At 69.8% G+C, this 21826-nt stretch carries 17 protein-coding genes; 8 read left to right on the top strand and 9 right to left on the bottom strand.

Annotation, left to right across the window (positions count from 1 at the left end; genetic code table 11):
- Positions 1-15: 15 nt before the first annotated feature.
- Positions 16-1068 carry an adenosine deaminase gene (locus tag ACFWQC_RS18470; RefSeq protein WP_378680953.1) on the bottom strand — a complete coding sequence of 351 codons (1053 nt, stop codon included), beginning with the start codon at positions 1066-1068 and terminating at the stop codon, positions 16-18.
- Between the two features lie 136 nt (positions 1069-1204).
- On the opposite strand from ACFWQC_RS18470, the gene ACFWQC_RS18465 reads away from it, so the two are divergent.
- A complete protein-coding gene (locus ACFWQC_RS18465) occupies positions 1205-1600 on the top strand; it encodes a VOC family protein (protein WP_378680950.1) in 396 nt (131 codons plus the stop codon).
- Here the strand turns inward: ACFWQC_RS18465 and ACFWQC_RS18460 are convergent.
- Positions 1597-2055 (bottom strand): DUF5709 domain-containing protein, encoded by a 459-nt coding sequence (locus tag ACFWQC_RS18460; RefSeq protein WP_378680947.1) that lies wholly within the window; start codon positions 2053-2055, stop codon positions 1597-1599. The genes ACFWQC_RS18465 and ACFWQC_RS18460 overlap by 4 nt on opposite strands.
- Positions 2056-2182: 127 nt before the next feature.
- On the opposite strand from ACFWQC_RS18460, the gene ACFWQC_RS18455 reads away from it, so the two are divergent.
- Complete coding sequence (locus ACFWQC_RS18455) at positions 2183-3724, top strand: sulfatase-like hydrolase/transferase (protein ID WP_378680944.1); 1542 nt, start codon at positions 2183-2185, stop codon at positions 3722-3724.
- On the opposite strand, the gene ACFWQC_RS18450 is transcribed toward ACFWQC_RS18455, so the two are convergent.
- From ACFWQC_RS18450 to ACFWQC_RS18420, 7 genes are all read right to left on the bottom strand, one after another.
- Entirely contained in the window at positions 3709-4674 is a 966-nt protein-coding gene (locus ACFWQC_RS18450; RefSeq protein WP_378680941.1) for a formylglycine-generating enzyme family protein, read from the bottom strand. The two genes, ACFWQC_RS18455 and ACFWQC_RS18450, sit on opposite strands and share 16 nt — an antisense overlap.
- Before the next feature lie 43 nt (positions 4675-4717).
- Positions 4718-5932: a hypothetical protein gene (locus tag ACFWQC_RS18445; RefSeq protein ID WP_378680939.1), complete on the bottom strand. Its 1215-nt coding sequence runs from the start codon at positions 5930-5932 to the stop codon at positions 4718-4720.
- A gap of 147 nt (positions 5933-6079) precedes the next feature.
- Positions 6080-8605 carry a bifunctional FO biosynthesis protein CofGH gene (locus ACFWQC_RS18440; protein ID WP_378680936.1) on the bottom strand — a complete coding sequence of 842 codons (2526 nt, stop codon included), beginning with the start codon at positions 8603-8605 and terminating at the stop codon, positions 6080-6082.
- A 37-nt stretch (positions 8606-8642) separates the two neighbouring features.
- A complete protein-coding gene (locus ACFWQC_RS18435; RefSeq protein WP_378680933.1) occupies positions 8643-10919 on the bottom strand; it encodes a protein kinase in 2277 nt (758 codons plus the stop codon).
- Between the two features lie 118 nt (positions 10920-11037).
- Positions 11038-12216, bottom strand: coding sequence for a hypothetical protein (locus ACFWQC_RS18430; protein ID WP_378680930.1), 1179 nt, complete (start codon positions 12214-12216; stop codon positions 11038-11040).
- Between the two features lie 337 nt (positions 12217-12553).
- Positions 12554-14824 (bottom strand): MMPL family transporter, encoded by a 2271-nt coding sequence (locus tag ACFWQC_RS18425; RefSeq protein ID WP_378680927.1) that lies wholly within the window; start codon positions 14822-14824, stop codon positions 12554-12556.
- Positions 14825-14917: 93 nt separating this feature from the next.
- Positions 14918-15973: an LLM class F420-dependent oxidoreductase gene (locus ACFWQC_RS18420; protein WP_378680924.1), complete on the bottom strand. Its 1056-nt coding sequence runs from the start codon at positions 15971-15973 to the stop codon at positions 14918-14920.
- A gap of 23 nt (positions 15974-15996) precedes the next feature.
- Here ACFWQC_RS18420 and fgd point away from each other — a divergent pair, with 23 nt between their 5' ends.
- The 6 genes from fgd to ACFWQC_RS18390 all read left to right on the top strand — a co-directional run bounded on the left by fgd (position 15997) and on the right by ACFWQC_RS18390 (position 21586).
- Positions 15997-17001: a glucose-6-phosphate dehydrogenase (coenzyme-F420) gene (fgd, locus tag ACFWQC_RS18415; protein WP_378680921.1), complete on the top strand. Its 1005-nt coding sequence runs from the start codon at positions 15997-15999 to the stop codon at positions 16999-17001.
- A gap of 178 nt (positions 17002-17179) precedes the next feature.
- A complete protein-coding gene (locus tag ACFWQC_RS18410; RefSeq protein ID WP_378680918.1) occupies positions 17180-18154 on the top strand; it encodes an RNA polymerase subunit sigma-70 in 975 nt (324 codons plus the stop codon).
- A gap of 96 nt (positions 18155-18250) precedes the next feature.
- Entirely contained in the window at positions 18251-19033 is a 783-nt protein-coding gene (locus tag ACFWQC_RS18405) for an SDR family NAD(P)-dependent oxidoreductase (RefSeq protein ID WP_378680915.1), read from the top strand.
- 182 nt (positions 19034-19215) lie between these two features.
- Positions 19216-19941: an acyltransferase gene (locus ACFWQC_RS18400; protein WP_378680912.1), complete on the top strand. Its 726-nt coding sequence runs from the start codon at positions 19216-19218 to the stop codon at positions 19939-19941.
- A gap of 116 nt (positions 19942-20057) precedes the next feature.
- Positions 20058-20936 (top strand): glycerophosphodiester phosphodiesterase family protein, encoded by an 879-nt coding sequence (locus ACFWQC_RS18395; RefSeq protein WP_378680909.1) that lies wholly within the window; start codon positions 20058-20060, stop codon positions 20934-20936.
- 29 nt (positions 20937-20965) lie between these two features.
- Positions 20966-21586 (top strand): TetR/AcrR family transcriptional regulator, encoded by a 621-nt coding sequence (locus ACFWQC_RS18390; protein ID WP_378680906.1) that lies wholly within the window; start codon positions 20966-20968, stop codon positions 21584-21586.
- The last annotated feature ends 240 nt before the right edge of the window (positions 21587-21826 follow it).

The following is a 21826-nucleotide window of genomic DNA, read 5'->3' as shown; positions in this document are numbered from 1 at the left end:
AGCCGCGTCAAGCGCTTAAGGCGTGGCGTACGCGTCGATCTCGCCGCGCAGCCGGATCTTGACGTCGTCGGGTGCGTAGGAGACGTCGACGGCGGCACGGGCGAGGTCGGCGATGCCGGCGGTGTCGAGGCTGAGGAGGTCGGCTGCGATCTCGTACTCCTGGTTGAGCGTGGTCGCGAACATCGGCGGGTCGTCGGAGTTGATCGTGACCGGCACTCCGGCATCGACGAACGTCTTCAGCGGGTGCTCCTCGAGCGTCGCGACGGCCCCGGTGGCGACGTTGGACGAGGGACAGACCTCGAGCGGGATCCGGTGCTCGGCGAGGTGGGCGAGCAGGGCCGGATCCTGGGCCGCCGAGGTGCCGTGGCCGATCCGCTCGGCCCTCAGCACGGTCAGGGCGTCCCAGATCGTCTGCGGTCCGGTGGTCTCGCCGGCGTGCGGCAGCGAGCGGAGCCCCGCGGCACGGGCCGCGTCGAAGTGCCTCTCGAACTGCGGCCGGGGAACCCCCACCTCGGGTCCACCGAGTCCGAACCCGATGAGCGCCTCCGGGCCGTGGTCGACGGCGTACGCCAGGGTCGCATCGGCCGCCGGGATCCCCGACTCGCCCGGGATGTCGTAGATCCAGCGCAGCGTGATCCCGAAATCGCGCTCGGCTCCCACCCGGGCGTCCTCGAGTGCCTCGGTGTAGGCCTCGATCGCCATCCCGGCGTGCCCGGTCTGCCCGGGCTCGCGCACGGCCAGGTCCGGGCGTACGGAGGTGTAGGGCGTGCAGGTCAGCTCGGCGTAACGGACCTGCTGGGTCTGCGCCAGGTCGCGCGCGATCTCGTAGGTCAGGTAGCGGATGTCCTCCGGCGTACGGACCAGGTCGACGACCGAGAGGTAGACCTCGATGAAGTGCGCGAAGTCGCTGAACGTGAAGTACTCCCGCAGCAGCTCGATGTCGGCCGGCACCGTCCCCGGATGCCGCGCCGCCAGCTCCGCGACGATCCGCGGCGAAGCCGACCCGACGTGGTGGACATGGAGCTCGGCCTTGGGCAGCCCGGCGATGAAGGTCTTCAGGTCACTCACGCCCCGATCCTCACACGAGGGTTCGCCCTCCCGCGACTCCGTTTCTCGGCTTCGCCACCAAGACTCCGAGTCCGGACCGATCCGCGTACGCAGGGCACGATGTAGCCTCAGGCTCACTGGCTGGTTAGGGGGAGAGATGCGGGCGATCCACCACTGGGACCTCTGGGTCGACGACTTCGAGACCGCTTCGGGGGAGTGGGGCTGGCTCTTCGGCGAGCTCGGCTGGGAGGCCGGCGAGAAGGGTCACTTCTGGGAGGCGTCGGACGGGACGTACGTCTTCATGGAGCACTCCACGGACCAGCACGGCACGCAGGACCGGCTCCGGCCCGGCGTCAACCACATCGCGTTCATGATCGATGACCGAGACCAGCTCGACAGGATGCGGGCGGCGTCGACCGAGCACGGCTGGCACGAGATGTACGCCGACCGCTACCCGCACGCCGGCGGCGACGAGCACACGGCGCTCTACCTGGAGAGCTCTGAGGGGTTCGAGGTCGAGATCGTGCTGGAGATCGACGACCTCACGGCCTAGCGCTCCTGGTCCCCGTCGTCGCTGTCGTCGATGATGTGCATCGCAGCCTCCTCGGCGGAGGCGCCGGCGCCGTCGATGCCGGCATCGATCCCGTAGAGCTCGGACTCCGCGTCCTCGCCCTCGCCACGGTCGGGGTCGACCAGCCGCCCCGCTCGCTGGTTGCCGACCTCGCGGCCGTCAGGGTCGTCGCTCTCCTCGGCATCGTCGTACTCGACCGCGTAGGGATCCGGCTCCGGCACCTCCTGGTGGCGGCGCTGGTCGATGCACTCCCGGTGCTCCTCCTCCCAGGGCGTGTTGCCGTAGTCGGTGGAGTAGCGGTCGGCGGTGACGATGCCGTGGTCGAGCTCGTCGCGCACCTCACCTTCGAGAACGTCCCCGGAGAGCGCGTCCTCACCGGTGATCTGGTCCTCGTCGTCGACACTGTAGTCGCCGTAGTTCTCGCGCGATTCGCTCACTAGAGTCTCCTGATCGGCCGGGCATTGGGGTCATGACGGCCCCCTTCGGTAACGTTAACCCGGTCCGGTATGGAGTGGAACCGGACGGAAACATACGACGCGGGGATCGACCAAGGGAGCAGAGCAGATGGCGCCTCGCGCCCGATTGGCGGTGGCGGCCGTTGCCGTGCTCGCCGGCGCCTCGATCGCGCTCGGCGCGATGCCCGAATCGGCCGGGCCGCTGGGGTCGCTGGGATCTCTGGCCGGGAACGCCTTCGCGCGCGACAACGACGGCGTGGTGCCCTCGACTCCGACATCGACGCCCGACTGGGCGCCCTACTCCACCCAGCCCAACATCCTCATGATCACGGCCGACGACCTCGCCTACGAGGATCTCGAGTTCATGCCCCACACCCGCAGCCTCCTGGCCGCGCAGGGCACCTCGCTGACCGAGGCGATCGCCCCCACGCCGATCTGCGTGCCGGCCCGCGCGTCGCTGCTGACCGGGCAGTACAGCCAGAACCACCACACCGTGACGATCAACGGCGAACGCGGTGGCTACCAGTCGATGGACCACACCGGCACGCTGCCCGAGGCGCTGCAGAGCGCCGGCTACGACACCCTCTTCGCCGGCAAGTACCTCAACGGCTACGGCCTCGACGGGACCGCCAAGGACGTGCCGCCCGGGTGGACCGACTGGCGGGCGACGACCGACATGTCGACCTACAACTTCATCCGGCCGCGGATCAACCACAACGGCAAGCTCACGACCTACAACCGCTACACGACGTACGTCATGCGGGACCAGGCCAACGAGATGATCTCGGCGCCGGAGCGTGCCGACAAGCCGTGGTACATGTGGCTCAACTACGTGGCACCGCACCACGGTGGACCCGATGAGCCGGAAGACCCGGAGGGCACCAGCACGACCAGGCCGGCGGAGGAGGACAAGCACTCCTTCGACGGTCTCGAGCTGCCGGACACTCCCTACATGTTCCGCACCCCGACCGATGCGCCGCGGATCTCGGCATCGCGCAAGCACTTCGACGCGCAGGGCCGCGCCGAGCTGCGGATCGCGCACGAGCAGCGGGTCGAGGCCGTCCAGTCGCTCGACCGCGCGGTCGCCAGCCACGTACTCCGCCTGCAGGAGACCGGCCAGCTCGACAACACCATCATCATCTTCTCCTCGGACAACGGCTACACCACCGGCGGCCACAACATCAACGGCAAGCTGATGCACTACCGCGAGACGCAGCGGATCCCGGTGATCCTGCGCGGCCCGGGCATCCCGGCCGGACGGACCCTGGCCACCGGGGTCGGCAACCCCGACATCGCCACCACGATCATGGCGGTCGCCGGCGCCGAGCCGGGGCGGACCCAGGACGGCGTCAACATCATGCCGTGGCTCGAGGCCCCCGCGCAGGACCGGGTGATCCCGCTCTCCGCCTGGCGGGTCAACGACGGCTCCAAGCAGATCTACTCGGGGATCCGCTTCGGTGACTGGACCTATGCCCGCTTCTCCGACGGCAGCGAAGAGCTCTACGACCTGGCCGAGGACCCCTACCAGATCCGGTCGCTCGCACTGCTCCCCGAGTACGCCGACGAGCTGGCCGAGCTGCGTGGGCTGAGCGAGAAGTACGCCGACTGTGCCGGTGACACCTGCCCGAAGGAGTTCTACCCGGCGGACTGATCGTCCAGGTCGGCCGCGCAGCGGAACCCCAGGTTGCCAGCGGTCGAGTCGGGCGGGCTGCTGGAGCGCGCCGAGAGCCGGTAGCGGTGGCAGTAGGAGTCGTGGCAGAGGTAGGAGCCGCCGCGCATGACCCGGGTCAGGCCCTCGGCGGGGCCCCGCGGGTCCGCGGAGGAGCCGGAGTCGACGAGGTCGGCGTAGTAGGTCGGCGAGAACCAGTCCGCGCACCACTCCCAGACGTTGCCGATCATCTGGAACAGCCCGAAGCCGTTGGGTTCGTACGTCCGCACCGGCGCGGTCGTGACGAACCCGTCGTCGGCGGTGTTGGTGTCCGGGAAGACTCCCTGCCAGACGTTGGCGTGGTGGGTGCCGTCCTGCTCCAGGTCGTCGCCCCACGGGAACCGCGAGCCGGCGAGACCGCCGCGGGCGGCGTGCTCCCACTCGGCCTCGGTCGGCAGCCTGGTCCCGGCCCAGTCGCAGTACGCCTGCGCGTCGTCGTGGGAGACGTGCACGACCGGGTGGTTGCCGCGGCGCCCGACGTTGGAGCCGGGGCCCTCCGGCGCCCGCCAGGAGGCGGCGCGTACGCCGAGCCACCAGGGTGCCTCGGGCGAGCGGCCCAGGACATCGCGTGGCGAGCCTTCGAAGGCCAGGTGGAAGACGGCCGAGAAGCCCTCTCGTTCGGCCGTGGTGACGTGTCCGGTCGCCTTCACGAACCGGGCGAACTCCTCGTTGGTGACCGCGGTCGCGTCCAGCCGGAAGGCGGGCAGGTCGACCGCGTGCACCGGACCTTCGCCATCGGCCTGGTAGCCCTCGCCGAACGAGTCCCCGGCGGCGTACGTCCCGCCGGGGAGGTCGACAAGGGTCCGGCGGCGCTTGCGGGGCAGCGCCGGCGGGCGCTGGGCCGGATCGGGGCTGGGCCCGCGGGTCGCGCCGAAGGTGAGGTCGGAAGGCACGCCCACCAGCCTACGAGCTGTGCCTATTGCTTCGGGCTTCGCTTCAGCCGGTGTACGTCGCCTTCAGACTGCCCGCGCTCGCCACGATCTTCCCCTTCTTGCCGGTGACCATCAGGCCGGGCGTGCGGGCCTTCCCGGTGGCGTCGGCCTTGATCTTGACCGTGCAGGTGGGTTTCTTGCCGGCACACTTGAAGTCACCCGTCGGCCGGTAGGTGATCGTCGTCGTCTGGTTGTCGGCCAACCCCTCGACGTAGGCCGCCATGTAGGTGCACTTCGGCTTCCCCTTGGGGCACGAGCGCTCGACCGTGTGCCACTCCATCCGGGCCGCGGCCGCCTTGCCGCAGAGCTTGGCCGGCTCGCCGGCGCGGACCGTGCCCCAGGCGTACGTCACCTTGGTGGTCGCCTCTACGCAAGCCTCGGTGCCGCCCTTGGCGACCGGCAGCGTGTAGGTGAGCTCCGGGTCCTCGCCGGCGGTGGGCTGGGTGGCGCCGTCGTCGATGGAGGCGATGCCGGAGGTGACCGCCGGGGCGGTGACCTTCAGCGTGACCTCGCGGTAGCCCGCGGCGGCGGCTCCGGTCGGCGCCTCGGGTGTGCGGGCGTAGCAGCTGTCGAGGTGGGTGATCGTGGCGACGTTCTTGGCGGCGAGGTCCTCGTCGGTGAGCCGCAGGTTGGTGACGGCCAGGACACCGGCGATCGCCGGGCGGCCGACCTCCCGCACGCATCGGGGGTCATCGAGCGTCCAGGCGTCCGCGACCTGCCTGCTCCAGCTGTTGGCGCCGCCGTCGGCGCAGTCGAGCAGTTCGGAGTACCACTGCGAGCCCAGCGCCGAGGGCCACTCCCCGGCATAGCTGAACCCGCTGCCGGTCTTGGTGACCACTCCGGCATCGGCGAGCCCGGCGCTGCCCTTGTCCTTGACCATGGCGTCCCCGGCGCAGCGGATCTGCTCCGGGGTGGCCCAGGCCGGGGTGTCGCCGGCGAGGGCGAGAGTGCGCGCTACGTCCTTCTCGGCACCGCGCAGCGGACCGATCTCGCCGGTGAAGTAAGCCCACGCCGAGGTGCCGAGGAAGGCCACGGCGACGAGCACGCCGACGCTCACGAGCCAGCGCAGCGCCAGGCGTACAGGGCGGCCCCGGTCGCGCCGCCGCCGTGGCAGCGGCGGCAGCCCGAGCCGTCGCCGACGGGCCTCCTCAGCCGCCGCGTTGGCGAGCTCGGTGGGTTTCGGTTGTTGCTGAGCGGTACTGCCGGTGGGGTCGGACATCTCACTCTTCCTCGAGACGGTTCAGCGAGGATCGTAGAGGGTAGCCGTTTCCGATACCCCCTGCCACTTCTCGACGGGGGCATGGGCGTCGTGTGACCGGCACACCGGTCATACGACTGGAATTCCAGTCATATGACCGTTAGAGGTTCATCGCGTCCCGTACAACGTCGTCCGTTCGCGTACGTCGCGCTCGATGCCTGCGCCGATCTCCTCGAGCTCGGCGACGGTCTTTGCCGAGCCGTGCTCGGAGCCGGCCATCCGGGAGATGGTCTCTTCCATCAGGGTGCCGCCGAGGTCGTTGGCGCCGGCTTGGAGCATGGCCCTGGTGCCGTCGATGCCGAGCTTGACCCAGCTCGTCTGGATGTTGTCGATGCGGCCGTGGAGCATGATCCTCGCCAGCGCGTGGACGGCGAGGTTGTCGCGCATGGTCGGGCCCGGGCGGGCGGCGCCGGCGAGGTAGATCGGGGCGCTGGTGTGGACGAAGGGAAGCGGCACGAACTCGGTCAGCTCGGCGTTTCCGTGCTCGCGGGCCTGGTCCTGGATGCCGGCCAGGACGCGGAGGTGGCCGACCCAGTGGCGCGGGTTGTCGACGTGGCCGTACATCATCGTCGAGGTCGTCGGGATGCCGACGCGGTGGGCCGTGGAGACGATCTCGATCCAGGTCTTCGCGGGTAGCTTGCCCTTGGTCAGGACCCAGCGGACCTCGTCGTCGAGGATCTCGGCTGCGGTGCCCGGGAGCGAGCCCAGGCCGGCCTCGCGGACCTTGATCAGGAAGTCCTCGATGGAGAGTCCGGTGCGGGAGGTGCCGTTGACGATCTCCATCGGGGAGAAGGCGTGCACGTGCATCTCCGGCACCCGCTGCCTGACGGCCTGGACGAGGTCGAAGTACGCCGTCGAGGGGAGCTCGGGGTCGATCCCGCCCTGCATGCAGACCTCGGTGGCGCCCAGGTTCCAGGCCTCCTCGGCACGGTCGGCGACCTGGTCCAGATCCAGGGAGTACGCATCGGCGTCGGTCTTGCGCTGGGCGAAGGCGCAGAACCGGCAGCCGACGTAGCAGACGTTGGTGAAGTTGATGTTGCGGTTGACGACGTACGTCACGGTGTCGCCGTTGACCTCTTTGCGTAGGTCATCGGCGAGCTTGGTGACCTGGCGCAGCAGGTCGCCCTCGGCGGTCATCAGGGTCAGCGCGTGCTCGTCGGAGAGGTTGCCGGGGTCCTTCTCGGCCGCGGCGAGAGCCGCATGCCCCTCCGCGTGCAGAACCGCGGGAGCGCCGGTCGCGGTGGCCGCCTCCCGCACGGCGTCCCAGTCGCCGTAGACCGTCTCGAAGTCGTCGCGCCGGTCGTTGGTGCGCCCGGTGGTGTCGACGGAGGCGTGCAGGTCGACCCGGCCGGCCGCGGTGAAGCCACCGTCCGGCTCCTGCCAGGGGTGGCCCTCGGGCCGGACGCCGTCGCGGGCCAGGCCGTCCGCGTCGGCGAGCGCCTCGACGTGGGAGAGGACCCGTGGGTCGATCCAGGACTGGCCGTCGCGCAGGGTGCCGGCGACGTACTCCGGATGGACGGTCAGTCGGGCCTTCAGCTGGAAGCCGGCCTCGGCGGTGACCTGGCGCAGCGCGTCCAGCGAGGGCCAGGGGCGCTCGGGGTTGACGTGGTCGGGCGTGAGCGGCGAGACGCCGCCCCAGTCGTCGATGCCGGCGCCGAGCAGCGCCCGGCACTCGTCGAGGTCGACCAGGTTGGGTGGCGCCTGGACCCGGGCCTTGGGGCCCAGGACGATCCGGGTCACGGCGATCGCGGCCAGATACTCATCCAGCCCAAGGTCGTCGACATGACGCATCGCGGTCGACGGCTTGGCCCGGAAGTTCTGGACGATGATCTCCTGCAGCCCGGCGTAGGCCTTGTGCACCTTCCGCAGCGCGAAGATCGTCTCCGCGCGCTCGGTGAGGTTCTCGCCGATGCCGACCAGGAGTCCGCTGGTGAACGGGATCGAGAGACGACCGGCGTCCTCGAGCACCCGTAGCCGCACCGCGGGATCCTTGTCGGGCGAGCCGAAATGGGCCTCGCCCTTGGTCTCGAAGAGCCTCCGGCTGGTGGTCTCCAGCATCATCCCCATCGAGGGGGAGACCGGCTTGAGCCGGTTCATCTCCTCCCACGACATCACCCCGGGGTTGAGGTGGGGGAGCAGACCGGTCTCCTCGAGCACCCGGATCGCCATCGCCCGCACGTAGTCGAGGGTCGACTCATAGCCACGCGACTCCAGCCACTCGCGCGCCTCGGGCCAGCGGTCCTCGGGCCGGTCGCCGAGGGTGAACAGCGCCTCCAGACAGCCCAGCTTCGCACCCTCGGCGGCGATCTCCAGGATCTCATCAGGGCTCAGGTAGGGCTCGCGGCCCTCCCGCTCCGCCTGCCCCGGTGTCTCGACGAACGTGCAGTAGTGACATCGGTCCCGGCACAGCTTGGTGATCGGGATGAAGACCTTCGGGGAGTACGTCACTGTCCCGGGTCGTCCGGCCGCGACCAGTCCGGCGTCACGGACCTTCGCCGCGGCGGTGGTCAGTCGTTCGAGGTCATCGCCTCTGGCCGCGAGGAGTGCCGAAGCCTCCGCCACGTCCAGGGCTGCGCCGCGTTCGGCCCGGGCCAGCGCCCGGCGGATCTGCTGAGGTGTCGGCTGCTCGCTCATCACCAAGCAGCCTAGTAGCCACCGCCCAGTTGTCGAACTAGTTGTCGATCTGAGCGCTCGCACCGGGGGCTGTGGCGACGAACTTGTCCGTCCAGTCCTGCGGGCCCGACCACTGGACGACGGCGCCCCGGCCGTCGCCGGCTGGAGTGCCTGGATAGGTGCACTGAGCGCCCTTCGCCTCCGAGCACTTACCGCCGTTGCGGGTGAGCTTCACGTTGAACTTCTTGCCGGGCTCGAAGCCCTCGAAGTTGAGCTGCCACGTGTTGCACGCGATCTTCCGCTTCGTGTAGGTCGGGTCGGTGCACTTGTCGAGCTTGTCCCAGGTGAGCTTCTTCGGCTCGGCCTTGCCGCACGCGTCGGCGTCGGTGGCCTTCTCGGTGCCCCAGGCGAAGTTGACGGTGGTCTTGACCGCGATGCAGCCCTCGACACCACCCTCGGTGACGGGGAGCTCGTAGGTAGAGCCCTTGAGCTCCTCGTAGCTGCCGCTGCCCTTCTTGGCGATCCCGATCACCGACTGCCCGCCGGGAGCAGTGGGCTCCTGCACGTCGAAGTCGACCTGCATGTAGGCAGGCTTGGGGGTCACCTTGGCGCCGAGGGCGTCGGCCTTGACGTAGCACGCGTCGAGGGCCTGGACGGCCTTGTCGCTGGCCGGGCCGGCGGCGCCGGTGTCGCCGTCCTTGAGGAGGTCCCCGACCGCGAGGAGGCCGGCCATGGAGGTCTTGTCGACCTCCTTCTCCATGCAGCGGGTGTCGCCGACCTTCCAGTTGTCGCCGATCTCGGTCGCCCAGGACTCGGTGCAGTCGAGCATGCCCTGGGTGAACTTCATCGCGTCGTCGGCGGGCCAGTCGCCGGTGTAGGTCCAGTCGTCGCCCGCGTCCACGACGCCGTGGGAGCGCAGCTCGGCCGCGGGAACCTTCCCGACCAGGGTCTCGGCCGCGCAGGTCATCTGGTCCTCGGTGGCCCAGCCCGGCTTGGGTACGCCACTGGCGATCGCCTCGGCCGCCTTGGCGTCGTCGCCGTGGAGACCGAAGATGCCGAAGCCCTGGGTGAAGATGCCGACGCCGAGGAGCAGGACCGCGGCGACCCCGCCGCCGACGATGGCGTAGAGCTTCTTCTTGTCGCCGCCGTTGCCCTGGCCGGCGCTGGAGTGGTGCGACGGCAGCCACTCGGGCTGGCCGCCGCCGGCGCCGGTGCCGCCGGTCGAGGACGCGGCGGCGGCGGCGGCCGCGGTGTGGGGCAGGCCCTTGCCGCTGTGCACGACGGTGGAGTCGGTCTCGTTGGCGAGCGGGGCGGGAGGCGGGGTGCCTTCGCCCGGGCGCTTGACGATCGTCGGCTGGGCTTCGGCCTCGGGGACCGGCGTGCCGCCGCCGGAGGTCCCGCTCGCGGTCGTGTCGTAGCTGACGCCGGGACGGGAGCCGAGATCGGCGGCGCCCGCTCCGGCGACAGCGCCGATGACCCCACCACCCAGACCGGACTCCTCGAGCCGGTCGGCGGCCTTGTCGAGGGCCTTGGAGAGCTCAGCCGCGGTGCGGAAGCGGTTCTCCGGCTTCTTCGCCAGCGCCCGCTGGATGATCGGGTTGATCAGGTCGGCGCCCGGCGTCGAGGCGGGCAGCCTCGGCACCGGGCTGTTGATGTGGGCGCTCATCAGCTCGAAGTCGGTGCCGACGTAGGGGGCCTTGCCGGTCAGGCAGGCCCACAGCAGACAGCCGGCGGCGTAGATGTCGCCCGCCGCGGTCGCCTGCTCACCCATGTGACGCTCGGGCGACATGTAAGGCAGCGAGCCCACCACCGAGCCGGCCCGGGTCACGTTGGAGTCGCCCTCGGTCGCGATGCCGAAGTCGGTGAGGTAGGGGACGAGCTCGCCCTCCTGGCGCTCCCACAGGAGCACGTTGGACGGCTTCACGTCGCGGTGGACCACACCGGCGCGGTGCGCGTCGAAGAGGGCGTCGCTGACGTCACCGACCAGGCGCAGCGCCTGGACGGTCTCCAGCTGCCCCTGGGTCTTCAGCCAGCCGTGCAGGTCGCCATCGGGGACGTACTCGGTGACGAGGTAGACCGTGCCCTCGACCTCGCCGTACTCGATGATCTGCACGATGTTGCGCGAGCGCAGCTTGGCCAGGATGTTGGCTTCCCGCTCGAAGCGGGTGATGAAGTCCTTGTCGACCGTGAGTGAGGGCAGCACCAGCTTCAGCGCCACCTTGCGTCGCAGTGCCGGGTCCTTCGCCTGGTAGACGACACCCATGCCACCTTGACCCAGGACCCGCTCGATCACGTAGCGACCGAACTGCTCGCCTTCCTGGGGGAACGCAACCATCTTTTAGAACCTCGCCCTGATTTTTTTACCCGATTCCAGACCTCTGCCGAAACCCTAGCGTCCCGTCAACGATCGTCGTGCGGCAACGCCACGGGCGAGACCAAAAGTTAAGAAGGCCTTAGTTGGGAAGTACCGCCTTGAGACCGTCGACCTCGGCGGTGAACCGGTCCTTCCAGCCCTTGGGTGCGGTCCAGTTGGTCCAGGTGCCGCTCGGCTTGGTGACGAAGGCCCTGTCCGAGCACGATCCGGAGGCCGACCGGCAGTTTCCGCCGTTGAGCTTCAGCTTGATCGTGACGCTGGAGAGGAGCTCATAGCCCTCGTAGCGGAGCGTCCAGGAGCTGCACGGGGCGTACTTCGGCTGGGCGCACGACTTGTCCTTCGTCCACCACAGCCGGCGGTCCTTCGCCTTCCCGCAGGCCTCGCTCTCGCTGGTCTTGGTGGTGCCCCAGGGGTAGTTGATCGAGGCCTGGAAGGTCGCGCAGCCCTCCTGGCCGCCTTCGCGAACTGGGATGTTGACCTTCCCGCCGGTCACCGGGGCCCACTCCGAGGAGTCGGCGGACTTCGCCTGCACGACCACCTCGCTGCCCTCGACGGTCGGTGACGTGACTGCGAAGTCTACGCCGAGCACGGCGGGGGTCGCCGTCGCGGCGGGCGCGGTGAGCTCGTCGCTGACGTAGCACTCATCGAGCGCGGCGACCGCCTTGTCGGCCTGCTTCGTGACGCCGGCGTCCTCGACCTCCATGACCTGGGTGGTGATCAGGCCGGCCATCGCGGTCTCGTCGACGTCGCCGAGGCAGTCGGTGTCGGTCAGGGCCCACTCCTTGCCGATCGCCTTGCTCCAGTCACCCGAGCAGGAGAGCAGACCCTCGGAGTACGTCGTCGCCTGCTGTCCCCGCCACGCGCCGGTGTAGGTCACCGACTCGCCGGAGATCTGGATCAGCCCGGCCTTGCGCAGGGCGTCGCTGCGCTCGTCCTTGACCAGCTGCTCGGCGGCACACTTGGCGTCCCCGGCCGAGGCCCAGGTCGGCTTCGGCGCGTCCGCGGCGATCGCGGTCACCGCCTTCTTGTCCTCGGCGCTCAGCGGGCCGAACCCGAGACGCCCGGTGAAGAACGCCCACGCCCCCGTGCCGAGCAGCGCGACGAGCACCACCGCGCCCGCGGCGCCGAGCCCGATCAGCAGCCCCTTGTTGCTCTTCTTCGGCTGCTGGTGGTGCGGCGGCAGCCCATAGCCCGTGGCGTACGCAACCGGTGGCTGCCCTGGAGGCGGCCCGTAGCCGCCGGGCGGTGCCGCGGGCATCGCCATCGTCGGTGGCGGCGGGGGCGGTGCCGTCGGCGGCTGAGCAGGCGGGGGCGACGAGGGTGGGGGTGATGACGGAGGGGCCGACGACGGGGGAGGCGGAGGCGGCGGCGGAGTGGGGCTCGCGCTGGGGATCCGGGTCGCGTCCGGGTCGATGGGGTTCGCCGGTCCAGGCGCCGGAGGCGGCGTGGGCCGCGGCGTACCGGGTCTCGTCTTGTCCTGGTCGTCTGGCCCCATGTCGCACGTCCCGCATGTCAGTGAAGTGGAGCGACCGGGCCGAGCGACCCGAGTCGTAGGCACATCGTAAAGACACTTCGCGGATTTCGCAGCCGGGCCCTCAGTACTGGCCAGGATTGCGCGGCCCGGGCTGCGGTCGGCCACGAAGATCAGGCTGGCCCCGGAGGTCCCGAGGGGGCCGCGGGCCGCGCATGGGCGCGTGCTGGGCCGCGGGCATCGGAACCCGACCGGCCGCCGGATGCGGCGAACGAACTCTCGTTCGCCCGCGGGCGAGCCTGCTCGGCCACCAGATGACGTCGCCCAGATCGAGGTTGATGGCGGTGACCAGGATGGAGCGGACGACGAGGGTGTCGAGGAGTACGCCGAGGGCGATCGCCAGGCCGATCTCTATGAAGCTCACGTGCGGCAGCGTGGTGAGCACCGCGAACGTCGCGGCCAAGACGATACCGGCGCTGGTGATGACGCCGCCGGTCGCCGAGAGGGCGACCAGGGACGCGCGCCGGGTGTCGCCATGGGCGACGACCTCCTCACGGACCCGGTGCATCAGGAAGATGTTGTAGTCGATGCCCAGCGCGACCAGGAACACGAAGACGAACAGCGGGAACTCGCGGCCCTGTCCGGCGAATCCCATCGCGTCGAAGATGATCGCCGAGAGGCCGAGCGCGGCGCCGAAGCTGAGCACGACCGTGGCCATCAGCAGCATCGGTGAGAGGACCGAGCGGAGCAGGATCATCAAGATGATCAGCACCAGCCCGAGCACCAACGGCATCACGACCTTGGTGTCCCGGTCGGTCGCCGAGGCCATGTCGAGCTGGATCGCGGCGGTGCCGGTGGCGAGCGCGTCGGCGCCGTCGACGTTGTGGACGACGCTGCGTACGTCCTCGACGGTGTCGAACGACGCCTTCGACATCGGGTCGGTGGCGAGCGGGACCGCGGTCAGCGCGACCTGGTGGGTGCCGTCGGTGACCGGGGTGACGCCGTCGTAGCCGGCCTTCGTCAGCGCCTCGGCGATGTCCTTCTCGGTGCCCTGGGCCGAGACGACCTGGATCGGGTTGGAGGGGTCGCCGAGGTCGTGCTCCTCGAGCACCCGGTCGCCGATCAGCGACGGGAAGTCCTTGGTGTACGTCTCCGAGCTGTCCAGCGTGGTGATGTTGAGCATCGAGAGCCCACCGCAGCAGGCCAGCAGCGCCGCGGCGGTGCCGATCCAGACCGCCCGGGGCCGCTTCCGGATCCAGTCGCCGAGCCGCGCCCAGATGCCGCCGGTCTTCTCGCCGGAGGTGCCGTACGCCGGTTTGACCGGCCAGAACACCCAGCGACCCGTGATCACCAGCAGGGCCGGGAGCAGGGTCAACATCACGACCAGGCCGGCGACGATGCCGATCGCGCAGACCGGGCCGAGACTCGCCGTCGAACCCATGGTGGCGACCATCAGGCCGAGCATGCCGACGGTGACCGTGCCGGCCGAGGCGATGATCGCCGGCGCCGACCCGCGCAGCGCCGCCGCCATCGCCTTGTGCCGGTCCTCGTGACGGCCGAGCTCTTCGCGATAGCGGGCGATGAGCAGCAGCGCGTAGTCGGTGCCGGCGCCGAAGACGAGCACGTCGAGGATCGCCCGGTTCATCTGGTTGAGGGTCAGCCCGGCGTACATCGCGCAGAGATAGACGACCCCCATCGACACGACCAGCGCGACCAGCACCGAGACGAGCGGGAGGAACCACAGCACCGGGCTGCGGTAGGTGATCAGCAGGATCACGATGACCACGCCCGCGGCGGCGTAGAGCAGCGCACCGCCGATGCCGGCGCCGGCCTCCATCTGGTCGGCCGTGGAACCGCCCGCGCCGCCGATGTAGACGTCGACGCCGTCGATCTTCGTCATCTCGACCAGGTCGTCCCGCAGTTCGAGCAGCGCGGTCGGGTCCTCGTCGGCGTAGTTGACCACGAGCGAGACGGTGGCGACCTCGCCGTCGGCGGAGACCAGACCCTGCTTCTGGCCCTTCTTCTCCCCGGTCGGGTAGGCGATCGCGGGCATGACGGGCTGATCAGGCTTGCTCTCCTGGGTGACCACCCCGTCCAGGGAGGCGATCTCCGGGATCTGCAGCACGATCGCGGTGTAGTCGGACTTCGTCAGACCACCCTCGCGGTGGTAGACGATCGTCGTGGTCAGGTCGTCGGGGTCCTGCACCTTGGCGAGCTCGTCGATCGCCTGGGTCGACTCCGCGTTGGCCGGGAGCCAGTCGGAGTTGTCGTGGGACTCGACATCGCCGAGCTTGCCGGTCAGCGGCCCCATCAGGATCAGCATCACCAGCCAGAAACCGAGCACGACCCACTTGGTGACGGGTCCGGTGATGGCGCCGACGATCCGCTCAGACATGCGCCCCATGCAACCAATGCCCGTGGGGGCAGCGTCACATCGGGACGTCCGGGGCGGTCGTGGGTGTAAGGGAGTTCACACGCCCGTCCGGGATCAGACCAGCCACTCCTTGACCTGGGCGATCGACGCGAGACCGTCGGTGCCGAAGGCGGGGGTCACCTGGAGGCTGGTCACGCCGGCCTCCTTGAAGGCCGCGATCCGCTCCTTCACGAACGACTCCGGCCCGACCAGGTTGCCGGCCTCGAGCCAGGCGTCGGGGACCTCGGCCTCTGCGTCACGCTTGTGACCGTCGAGGTAGAGGTCCTGGATCTTCTTGGCCGCGTCCCCGAAGCCGTACTTCACGGCCATGTCGTTGTAGAAGTTCTTGCCGCGGGCGCCCATGCCGCCGACGTACAGCGCCAGCAGTCCACGCATCGTGTCGCGGTGGCGCTTGGCCTCGTCGGGGTCGTCGGTGATCGCGAGGAGGCCGCCGGCGGAGATCTCGAGCGGCTTCAGGTCGGCCGAGCGCTTGGCCAGGCCCTTGTCGATGGCCTCGCCCCAGACCTCGCGGGCCTTGTCGGGCAGGAACTGGAACGGCAGCCAGCCGTCGGCGATCTCGGCGGTCATGGCGACGTTGTTGTCACCGAGCGCGGCCACCCACAGCGGGGTGTCGGCACGCTCGGGCCGGTTGAGCAGCTTGAGCGGCTTGCCGAGGCCGGTGCCCTGGTCGGCCGGCAGCGGGATCTTGTAGAGCCCGTCGCTCTGCAGCCGTTCGCCCCGCAGGCCGGCGCGCAGCAGGCCGATGATCTCGCGGGTGCGGGTCAACGGCTTGTCGTACGCCACCCCGTGGAAGCCCTCGATGACCTGGGGCCCGCTCGCCCCGAGGCCCAGGATCGCGCGGCCGCCGGAGACGTTGTCGAGACCGGCCGCGGTCTGGAGCAGCGCTCCCGGCGTACGGCTGTAGATGTTGAGGATGCCCGCGCCGAGCTCGACGGTCTCGGTCTTGGCGGCCAGGTAGCCGAGCAGCGAGACCGCGTCGAAGCCGTACGGCTCGGCGACCCAGAGCTGGTCGAGCCCCGCCTTCTCCAGGCCGACGACCTGGTCTGCGGTCTCGCGCGGGTTGCCGAAGTAGGTCAAGGGCATCGCAAGCTTCATGCTGGGCTGCTTCATGCTGGGGAGGCTACCGTGACCGTGTGACGGAGATCAGGTTCGGATACAAGGCGTCCAACGAGCAGTTCGCACCCACGGAGCTGCTGAACTACGGAGTGATGGCGGAGGAGCAGGGTTTCGACTCGGTCTTCATCTCCGACCATCTCCAGCCCTGGCGGCACGACGGCGGTCACGCGCCTTTCGCGATGACCTGGCTGGGCGCGCTCGGTGCGCGCACGGAGCGCATCGTGATGGGCACCTCGGTGCTCACCCCGACGTTCCGCTACCACCCGGCGATCGTGGCGCAGTCCTTCGCGACCCTGGGCTCGCTCTTCCCTGACCGCGTCGTGCTCGGGATGGGCACCGGCGAGGCGATGAACGAGGCCCCGCTGGGCATCGAGTGGCCCGAGGGCAAGGTGCGCTTCGCGCGCTTCCGCGAGGCCGTACGGGTGATCAAGAAGCTCTGGTCCGAGGACCGGGTCACCTTCGAGGGCGACTACTACCAGCTCGACCGGGCGACCATCTACGACAAGCCGACCACGCCGGTCCCGATCTACCTGGCCGGCAGCGGCCCGGCCGCCACCAAGTACGCCGGGCGTGCCGGTGACGGCTACATCACCACCTCCGGCAAGGGCGCCGAGCTCTACACCGACACGCTGCTCCCGGCCGTACGGACCGGCATCGAGCTCTCCGAGCGCAAGCCGGAGGACGTGGACATGATGATCGAGGTCAAGGTCTCCTTCGACCACGACCTGGAGCAGGCGATGGAGGCGACCCGCTTCTGGGGTGCTCTCGGTCTCACCCCCGAGCAGAAGCACTCCGTCGAGGACCCGGTGGAGATGCAGCGTCTCGCCGACGCGCTCCCGACCGAGGCGACCGCCAAGAGGTTCATCGTGTCGACCGACCCCGACGAGCACGTCGCCAGGATCAAGGAATACCTCGACATGGGCTTCACCCACCTGGTCTTCCACGCCCCGGGCCCGGACCAGGCGAAGTTCCTGAAGCTCTACGGCGACGAGATCCTCCCGAAGCTGCGCGGTCTCGTCTGAGTCTCGGAGACGAACCAGGGCCCCGGCCGGGAGACCCACTCACTCGCACAGCGGCCGGGACCCTGGGAGGACCGCCCCACATACGTGGTACGTCGTCCGGATGGATTGCGTTGCACCAGTTTGACTTTGATTGCAAAATTCGGGTCGGGAGTGTCGTTCGGGGCCTACGCTCACCGCCATGAGCGCGATGGGTGACCCGTTCGTGGATGCCGCCGAGAAGCACCGGCGCGAGCTGCGGGTGCACTGTTACCGGATGGTGGCGAGCTTCGACGAGGCCGAGGACCTCGTGCAGGAGACCCTGGTCAAGGCCTGGGAGCGGCGCGACCAGCTGACCGACCCCGAGGCGATGCGAGCGTGGCTCTACCGGATCGCGACCAACACCTGCCTCGACTTCCTGCGCCGAAACGAACGGCGGCCGAAGACGTACGCCCCGCTGCCGGGGTTCGACCACGGCACCGGTGAGCCCCCGGAGCTGCTGGAGTGGCTCCAGCCGTTCCCGGACTCCCTGCTCGAGCCGGAGCGTCCGGAGGAGGAGGCGGTCGCGCGGGAGACGATCGAGCTGGTCTTCCTCACCGCGATCCAGCACCTGACCCCGCAGCAGCGGGCGGCCTTCGTCTTCCGCGAGGTGCTCGGCTGGTCGGCCGCCGAGACCGCGGCCGCGCTCTCGGTCAGTGTCCCCACGGTCAACTCGCTGCTCCAGCGGGCCAAGCCGGCGCTCCGCCGGCATCTGCCCGAGGACCGGTCGACATGGCGCACCGAGGGGCCGAGCGAGGAGGAGCGGAAGGTCATCGACGCCTACATCGCGGCCGGGGCGAGCAATTGGCGCGAGGGCATCGCCGACCTGCTGACCAGCGACGCCGTGCTGACCATGCCGCCGAACCCGTTCTGGTTCACCACCCGCGACGCGCTGCTGTCGTTCGTCCTGCCCAACCTCGATCCGACCTCGCCGACCTACCTGGGTGAATGGAAGTTCATCGCGGCGCAGGCCAACCGGATGCCAGCGGTCGCGGGCTACGTACGTCGCCCGGGCACCACGATCTACCGCCCGCAGACGCTCGACGTGCTCCGGATCGTCGACGGCCGGCTCGCCCAGATCACCACCTTCGAGCCGCATCTCTTCCCCGCCTTCGGGCTCCCGCAGGCGCTCACCTGAGAAAGTTTGCGCCTACCCGATGAGTTGCCGGCCCGGCGTACGTCCTAACGGGCAGATCACGCACACCAGGTGCGCGAGGACAGCTCAGGAGACATCATGAACGCACAGCTTCAGGACCGCACCGCCATCGTCTGGGGCGGCGCGGGTGACATCGGCTCGACGACCGCGAAGACCTTCGCCGAGGCGGGCGCGAAGGTCTACCTCGCCGGCCGCACCGAGGCCACCCTGGCGGCCAAAGCCGAGGAGGTCGGCGCGGCCGGCTACGGGGTGGTCGACATCCTCGACGAGGACGCGGTGGCCGCCTTCGTGGCGCGGGTGGTCGCCGAGACCGGCTCGCTCGACATCTCGTTCAACGTCGCCGACCGCGGGGATATCCAGGGGCAGGCGCTGCTGGAGATCTCGGCCGCGGACTACACCCAGCCGGTCGTACGCGGCATCGCCGGCTCCTTCCACACCGCCCGCGCGGCCGCGCGGCAGATGGTGGCGCAGGGCCGCGGCGTCGTGCTGGCGCTCGACTCCGGCTCCGCACGCGGCTCGGCGCCCGGCATGGGAGGCACCAGCGCCGCCGACGGTGCCCTCGACGCGCTGGTTCGTGATCTCGCCGCGGAGGTCGGGCCCTCGGGCGTACGCGTCGTGGGGATCTGGACCGCCGGGATCACCGAGACGTTCACCGCGGAGAAGTTCGAGCGGGTCCTCGGGACGCGGCTCCCGGAGGAGGCCCTCGACGGGATCCGTGCGAACCTCGACGGCATGCGGATGACCAAGCGGTCGCCGCGGCTGAAGGAGGTCGCCGACACCGCGACCTTCCTCGCCTCGGACGGCGCCGGCGCGATCACGGGCACCTGGCTGAACGTGACCAGCGGCATGTATCCGAGCTGAGCCAGGTTAGGGCATGTCGGGCAAATCCACGCCCGCTGCGCGGCGGTTCGCATCCGATCTGGCTGCGTTGCCGCCACTCGACAGCCACCAGGATGCCTTCGTGGCTGGCGCCTTGCCAGATCGGCCCGAACCGCCGCTCGCGGCCGCCGTGTCTTTACCCGACATGCCCTAAGGTTCCCGGCATGTCCTGGACCAGGGGTGAGCCGCTCACCGACGTACATCGGGAGCGGCTCATCGCCGCGGGGCTCGAGCCGGAGGTGCTCGTCGGGCTCGAGCTGAGCGAGATCACCGGACCGTTGCCGGAGTGGTGGCACGAGGGTGGCAATGCGCTCTACCTGCGTGACGGGTTCCCGCTCGATGAGCGACTGATCGAGCTGCTCGGGTTCTACCCGTTCTCCGACGCGCTGATCGTGGTCGCGACCGACATCACCTCGATGCAGGCGCTGCTGGTCGGCGGCGACTCGCCGACGATCTTCATCGGCCCGGACACGAGCCTGGTCTGGGGCGAGATCTACTGCGGGGGCGGCTCCGCGGTGATCCTCTCCGGTGGTCTCGTCGCGACCTCCCGCGCGCAGATCGATGCCCGCAACGGCGGCTCGATCGTGGCTGCCCGCGACCAGCTCTGGGCGGCCAACGTCTACGTCGCGACCGACGACATGCACCGGCTGGAGGACGGTGAGACGGGGCAGCGGATCAATCCGTACGGCGCCAACATCCGCTTCGGCGAGCACGTCTGGCTCGGCCGCGACGTGATCGTCACCGGCCACGCCGAGATCGGTGACGGTGCCGTCGTCGGCATGCGCGCGATGGTCCGCAACCAGAAGGTCGAGCCGCGCACGGCCGTCGTCGGCGTCCCCGCCCGGCTGATCCGCGAGAACGTCGTCTGGTCCGGCGAGGACACTCCCTGAGGGGGACCCAGGGGGACCGAACCGGCCGTGCTTGATCAAAGATGGCCCGCCGCTCGTAACGTCCCATTCACATTGCGCCCGCCGCGGCGTCGCTGCCGGCACGCACGCTTGGCGCCATGGCATCGGCCCACCGTCCCCTTGTGATCGGCCATCGCGGAGCGCCCGGCTATCTGCCGGAGCACTCCTTGGAGTCCTACCGCCTGGCGCTGCGTCAGGGCGTGGACGCGCTCGAGACGGACGTGGTGATGACGAGCGACGGGGTGATGGTGCTCCGCCACGAGAACGAGCTCTCCCGCACCACGGACGTGGCCTCGCGCCCGGAGTTCGCGGAGCGGCGTACGACCAAGGTCATCAGCGGCAAGAAGTGGACCGGCTGGTTCACCGAGGACTTCACCTTCTCCGAGCTGCTCAGCCTCGGGGCGCCGACCACGAGCCAGCCGATCATCACCCTCGACACGCTGCTGCTGCTCGTCGCCGACGAGTCGCGGCGCCGCGGACGGCGGGTCGGGCTGCACGTGGAGGTCAAGCACCCGACGTACTTCGCCTCCATCGGCCTTCCCGTCACCGAGACCCTGCTGCAGACTCTCGCCGACCACGGCGTCGAAGGCTGGAACAGTCTCCCGGGCCTGCCCTCCCAGCGGCTGTGGCTGCAGAGCTTCGACGAGGCGTGGGTCCGCGAGATGAGCACCCGCACCGACCTCCCGCTGGTGCAGCTGGTCGACAAGAAGTGGGGCGCGGTCGACTGCGCGGAGATCGCGACGTACGCCCAGGCCATCGGCCCCAAGAAGTCGATGGTCCGCAAGAAGGGCCAGCCACCCACCGGCTTGGCCGACGAGGCCCATCGGCACGGTCTGCTGGTCTTCGTCTGGACCCTGAAAGCCGGCCGCGACCAGGCGAATCGCCTCTTCGAGGCCGGTGTGGACGGGGTGTTCGCCGACTACCCGAACCGCCCGATCGCGGCCTTGGTCGACATCTCACAGGTACAAACCGCCTGAGCGTGGCGCCCGCACGTAGGGTGTGGGGCATGCCGCCCCTCAACGCGGACCGCGCGGTCCTGATCGCCGCTCGGGAGGTCCTGCTCAGGGACCCCCGCGCGACCATGGCCGCGGTCGCAGAGGAGGCCGGGATGGGCGTCGCCGGGCTCTATCGCCGCTACGCCAACAAGCAGGCGCTGTTGCGGGCCGTCGCCGCCGACAGCTACCGCCGCTACATCGCCTTCGCGGAGGCGGCGCTGAGCGACACCGACGACCCGTGGCACGCATTCACGGGTTTCCTGCGCCAGGTGCTCGACGACGGGCTCCCGCGGCTCACCCTCGCTCTGCGCGACGAGGTCAGCTTCGACCAGGGCCTGCGTGACCTGGACAAACTCGCTGTCGACACCACCAACCGCCTCCTGCGCGGCGCCCGTGGCAGCGGCATCCTCCGCCCCGACGTCACCCGCGCCGACATCACCGTTCTCCTCGAGCAGATCAGTCGCATCGACGTAGGAGACGACGTACGCAGCGCCGCCCTGCGCCGCCGATACCTCGCCCTCGTCTGCGACGGCCTGCGCGCCGAGGCAGCCAGCCGCCGCCTCCCCGGTCCGCCTCCGCATGAGGCCGAGCTGATCGGGCGATGGGCGGGGGAGATCTCCAGCGTCTCCTAGCTTGTCGGTCGTCTTCTGGGGCTAACTCGTCGAGTCCTGGGTTGGTCTCAGTTCGCCGCGCTGGAGGTGAGCGTGGCTTCGTGTTGGTGTTTCGCCGCCGACGCTTGGTTCGATTGTTTCTCGATCGCGCGCCGCGTCAAGGCGACGACGAGACTCACGAAAAGTGCCCGCGAAACACCTTCGGTGCCTCATCTAGGAGTGCCCGCGAACCGGTGATCCTCGGGGTGTATGAGGAGTGTG

Origin of the sequence: Nocardioides sp. NPDC058538 (assembly GCF_042719275.1) — a bacterium.
Lineage (GTDB): Bacteria > Actinomycetota > Actinomycetes > Propionibacteriales > Nocardioidaceae > Nocardioides.
This window is presented reverse-complemented; position numbering and strand designations above follow the sequence as displayed.

Bases quoted from the DNA above. Each gene is read 5' to 3' on its own strand.
- ACFWQC_RS18465 (WP_378680950.1), top strand. From the start codon at position 1,205: ATGCGGGCGATCCACCACTGGGACCTCTGGGTCGACGACTTCGAGACC.
- ACFWQC_RS18455 (WP_378680944.1), top strand. From the start codon at position 2,183: ATGGCGCCTCGCGCCCGATTGGCGGTGGCGGCCGTTGCCGTGCTCGCC.
- ACFWQC_RS18445 (WP_378680939.1), bottom strand. From the start codon at position 5,932: ATGTCCGACCCCACCGGCAGTACCGCTCAGCAACAACCGAAACCCACC.
- ACFWQC_RS18440 (WP_378680936.1), bottom strand. From the start codon at position 8,605: ATGAGCGAGCAGCCGACACCTCAGCAGATCCGCCGGGCGCTGGCCCGG.
- ACFWQC_RS18435 (WP_378680933.1), bottom strand. From the start codon at position 10,919: ATGGTTGCGTTCCCCCAGGAAGGCGAGCAGTTCGGTCGCTACGTGATC.
- ACFWQC_RS18430 (WP_378680930.1), bottom strand. From the start codon at position 12,216: ATGCCCGCGGCACCGCCCGGCGGCTACGGGCCGCCTCCAGGGCAGCCA.
- ACFWQC_RS18425 (WP_378680927.1), bottom strand. From the start codon at position 14,824: ATGTCTGAGCGGATCGTCGGCGCCATCACCGGACCCGTCACCAAGTGG.
- ACFWQC_RS18420 (WP_378680924.1), bottom strand. From the start codon at position 15,973: ATGAAGCAGCCCAGCATGAAGCTTGCGATGCCCTTGACCTACTTCGGC.
- ACFWQC_RS18410 (WP_378680918.1), top strand. From the start codon at position 17,180: ATGAGCGCGATGGGTGACCCGTTCGTGGATGCCGCCGAGAAGCACCGG.
- ACFWQC_RS18405 (WP_378680915.1), top strand. From the start codon at position 18,251: ATGAACGCACAGCTTCAGGACCGCACCGCCATCGTCTGGGGCGGCGCG.
- ACFWQC_RS18400 (WP_378680912.1), top strand. From the start codon at position 19,216: ATGTCCTGGACCAGGGGTGAGCCGCTCACCGACGTACATCGGGAGCGG.
- ACFWQC_RS18395 (WP_378680909.1), top strand. From the start codon at position 20,058: ATGGCATCGGCCCACCGTCCCCTTGTGATCGGCCATCGCGGAGCGCCC.
- ACFWQC_RS18390 (WP_378680906.1), top strand. From the start codon at position 20,966: ATGCCGCCCCTCAACGCGGACCGCGCGGTCCTGATCGCCGCTCGGGAG.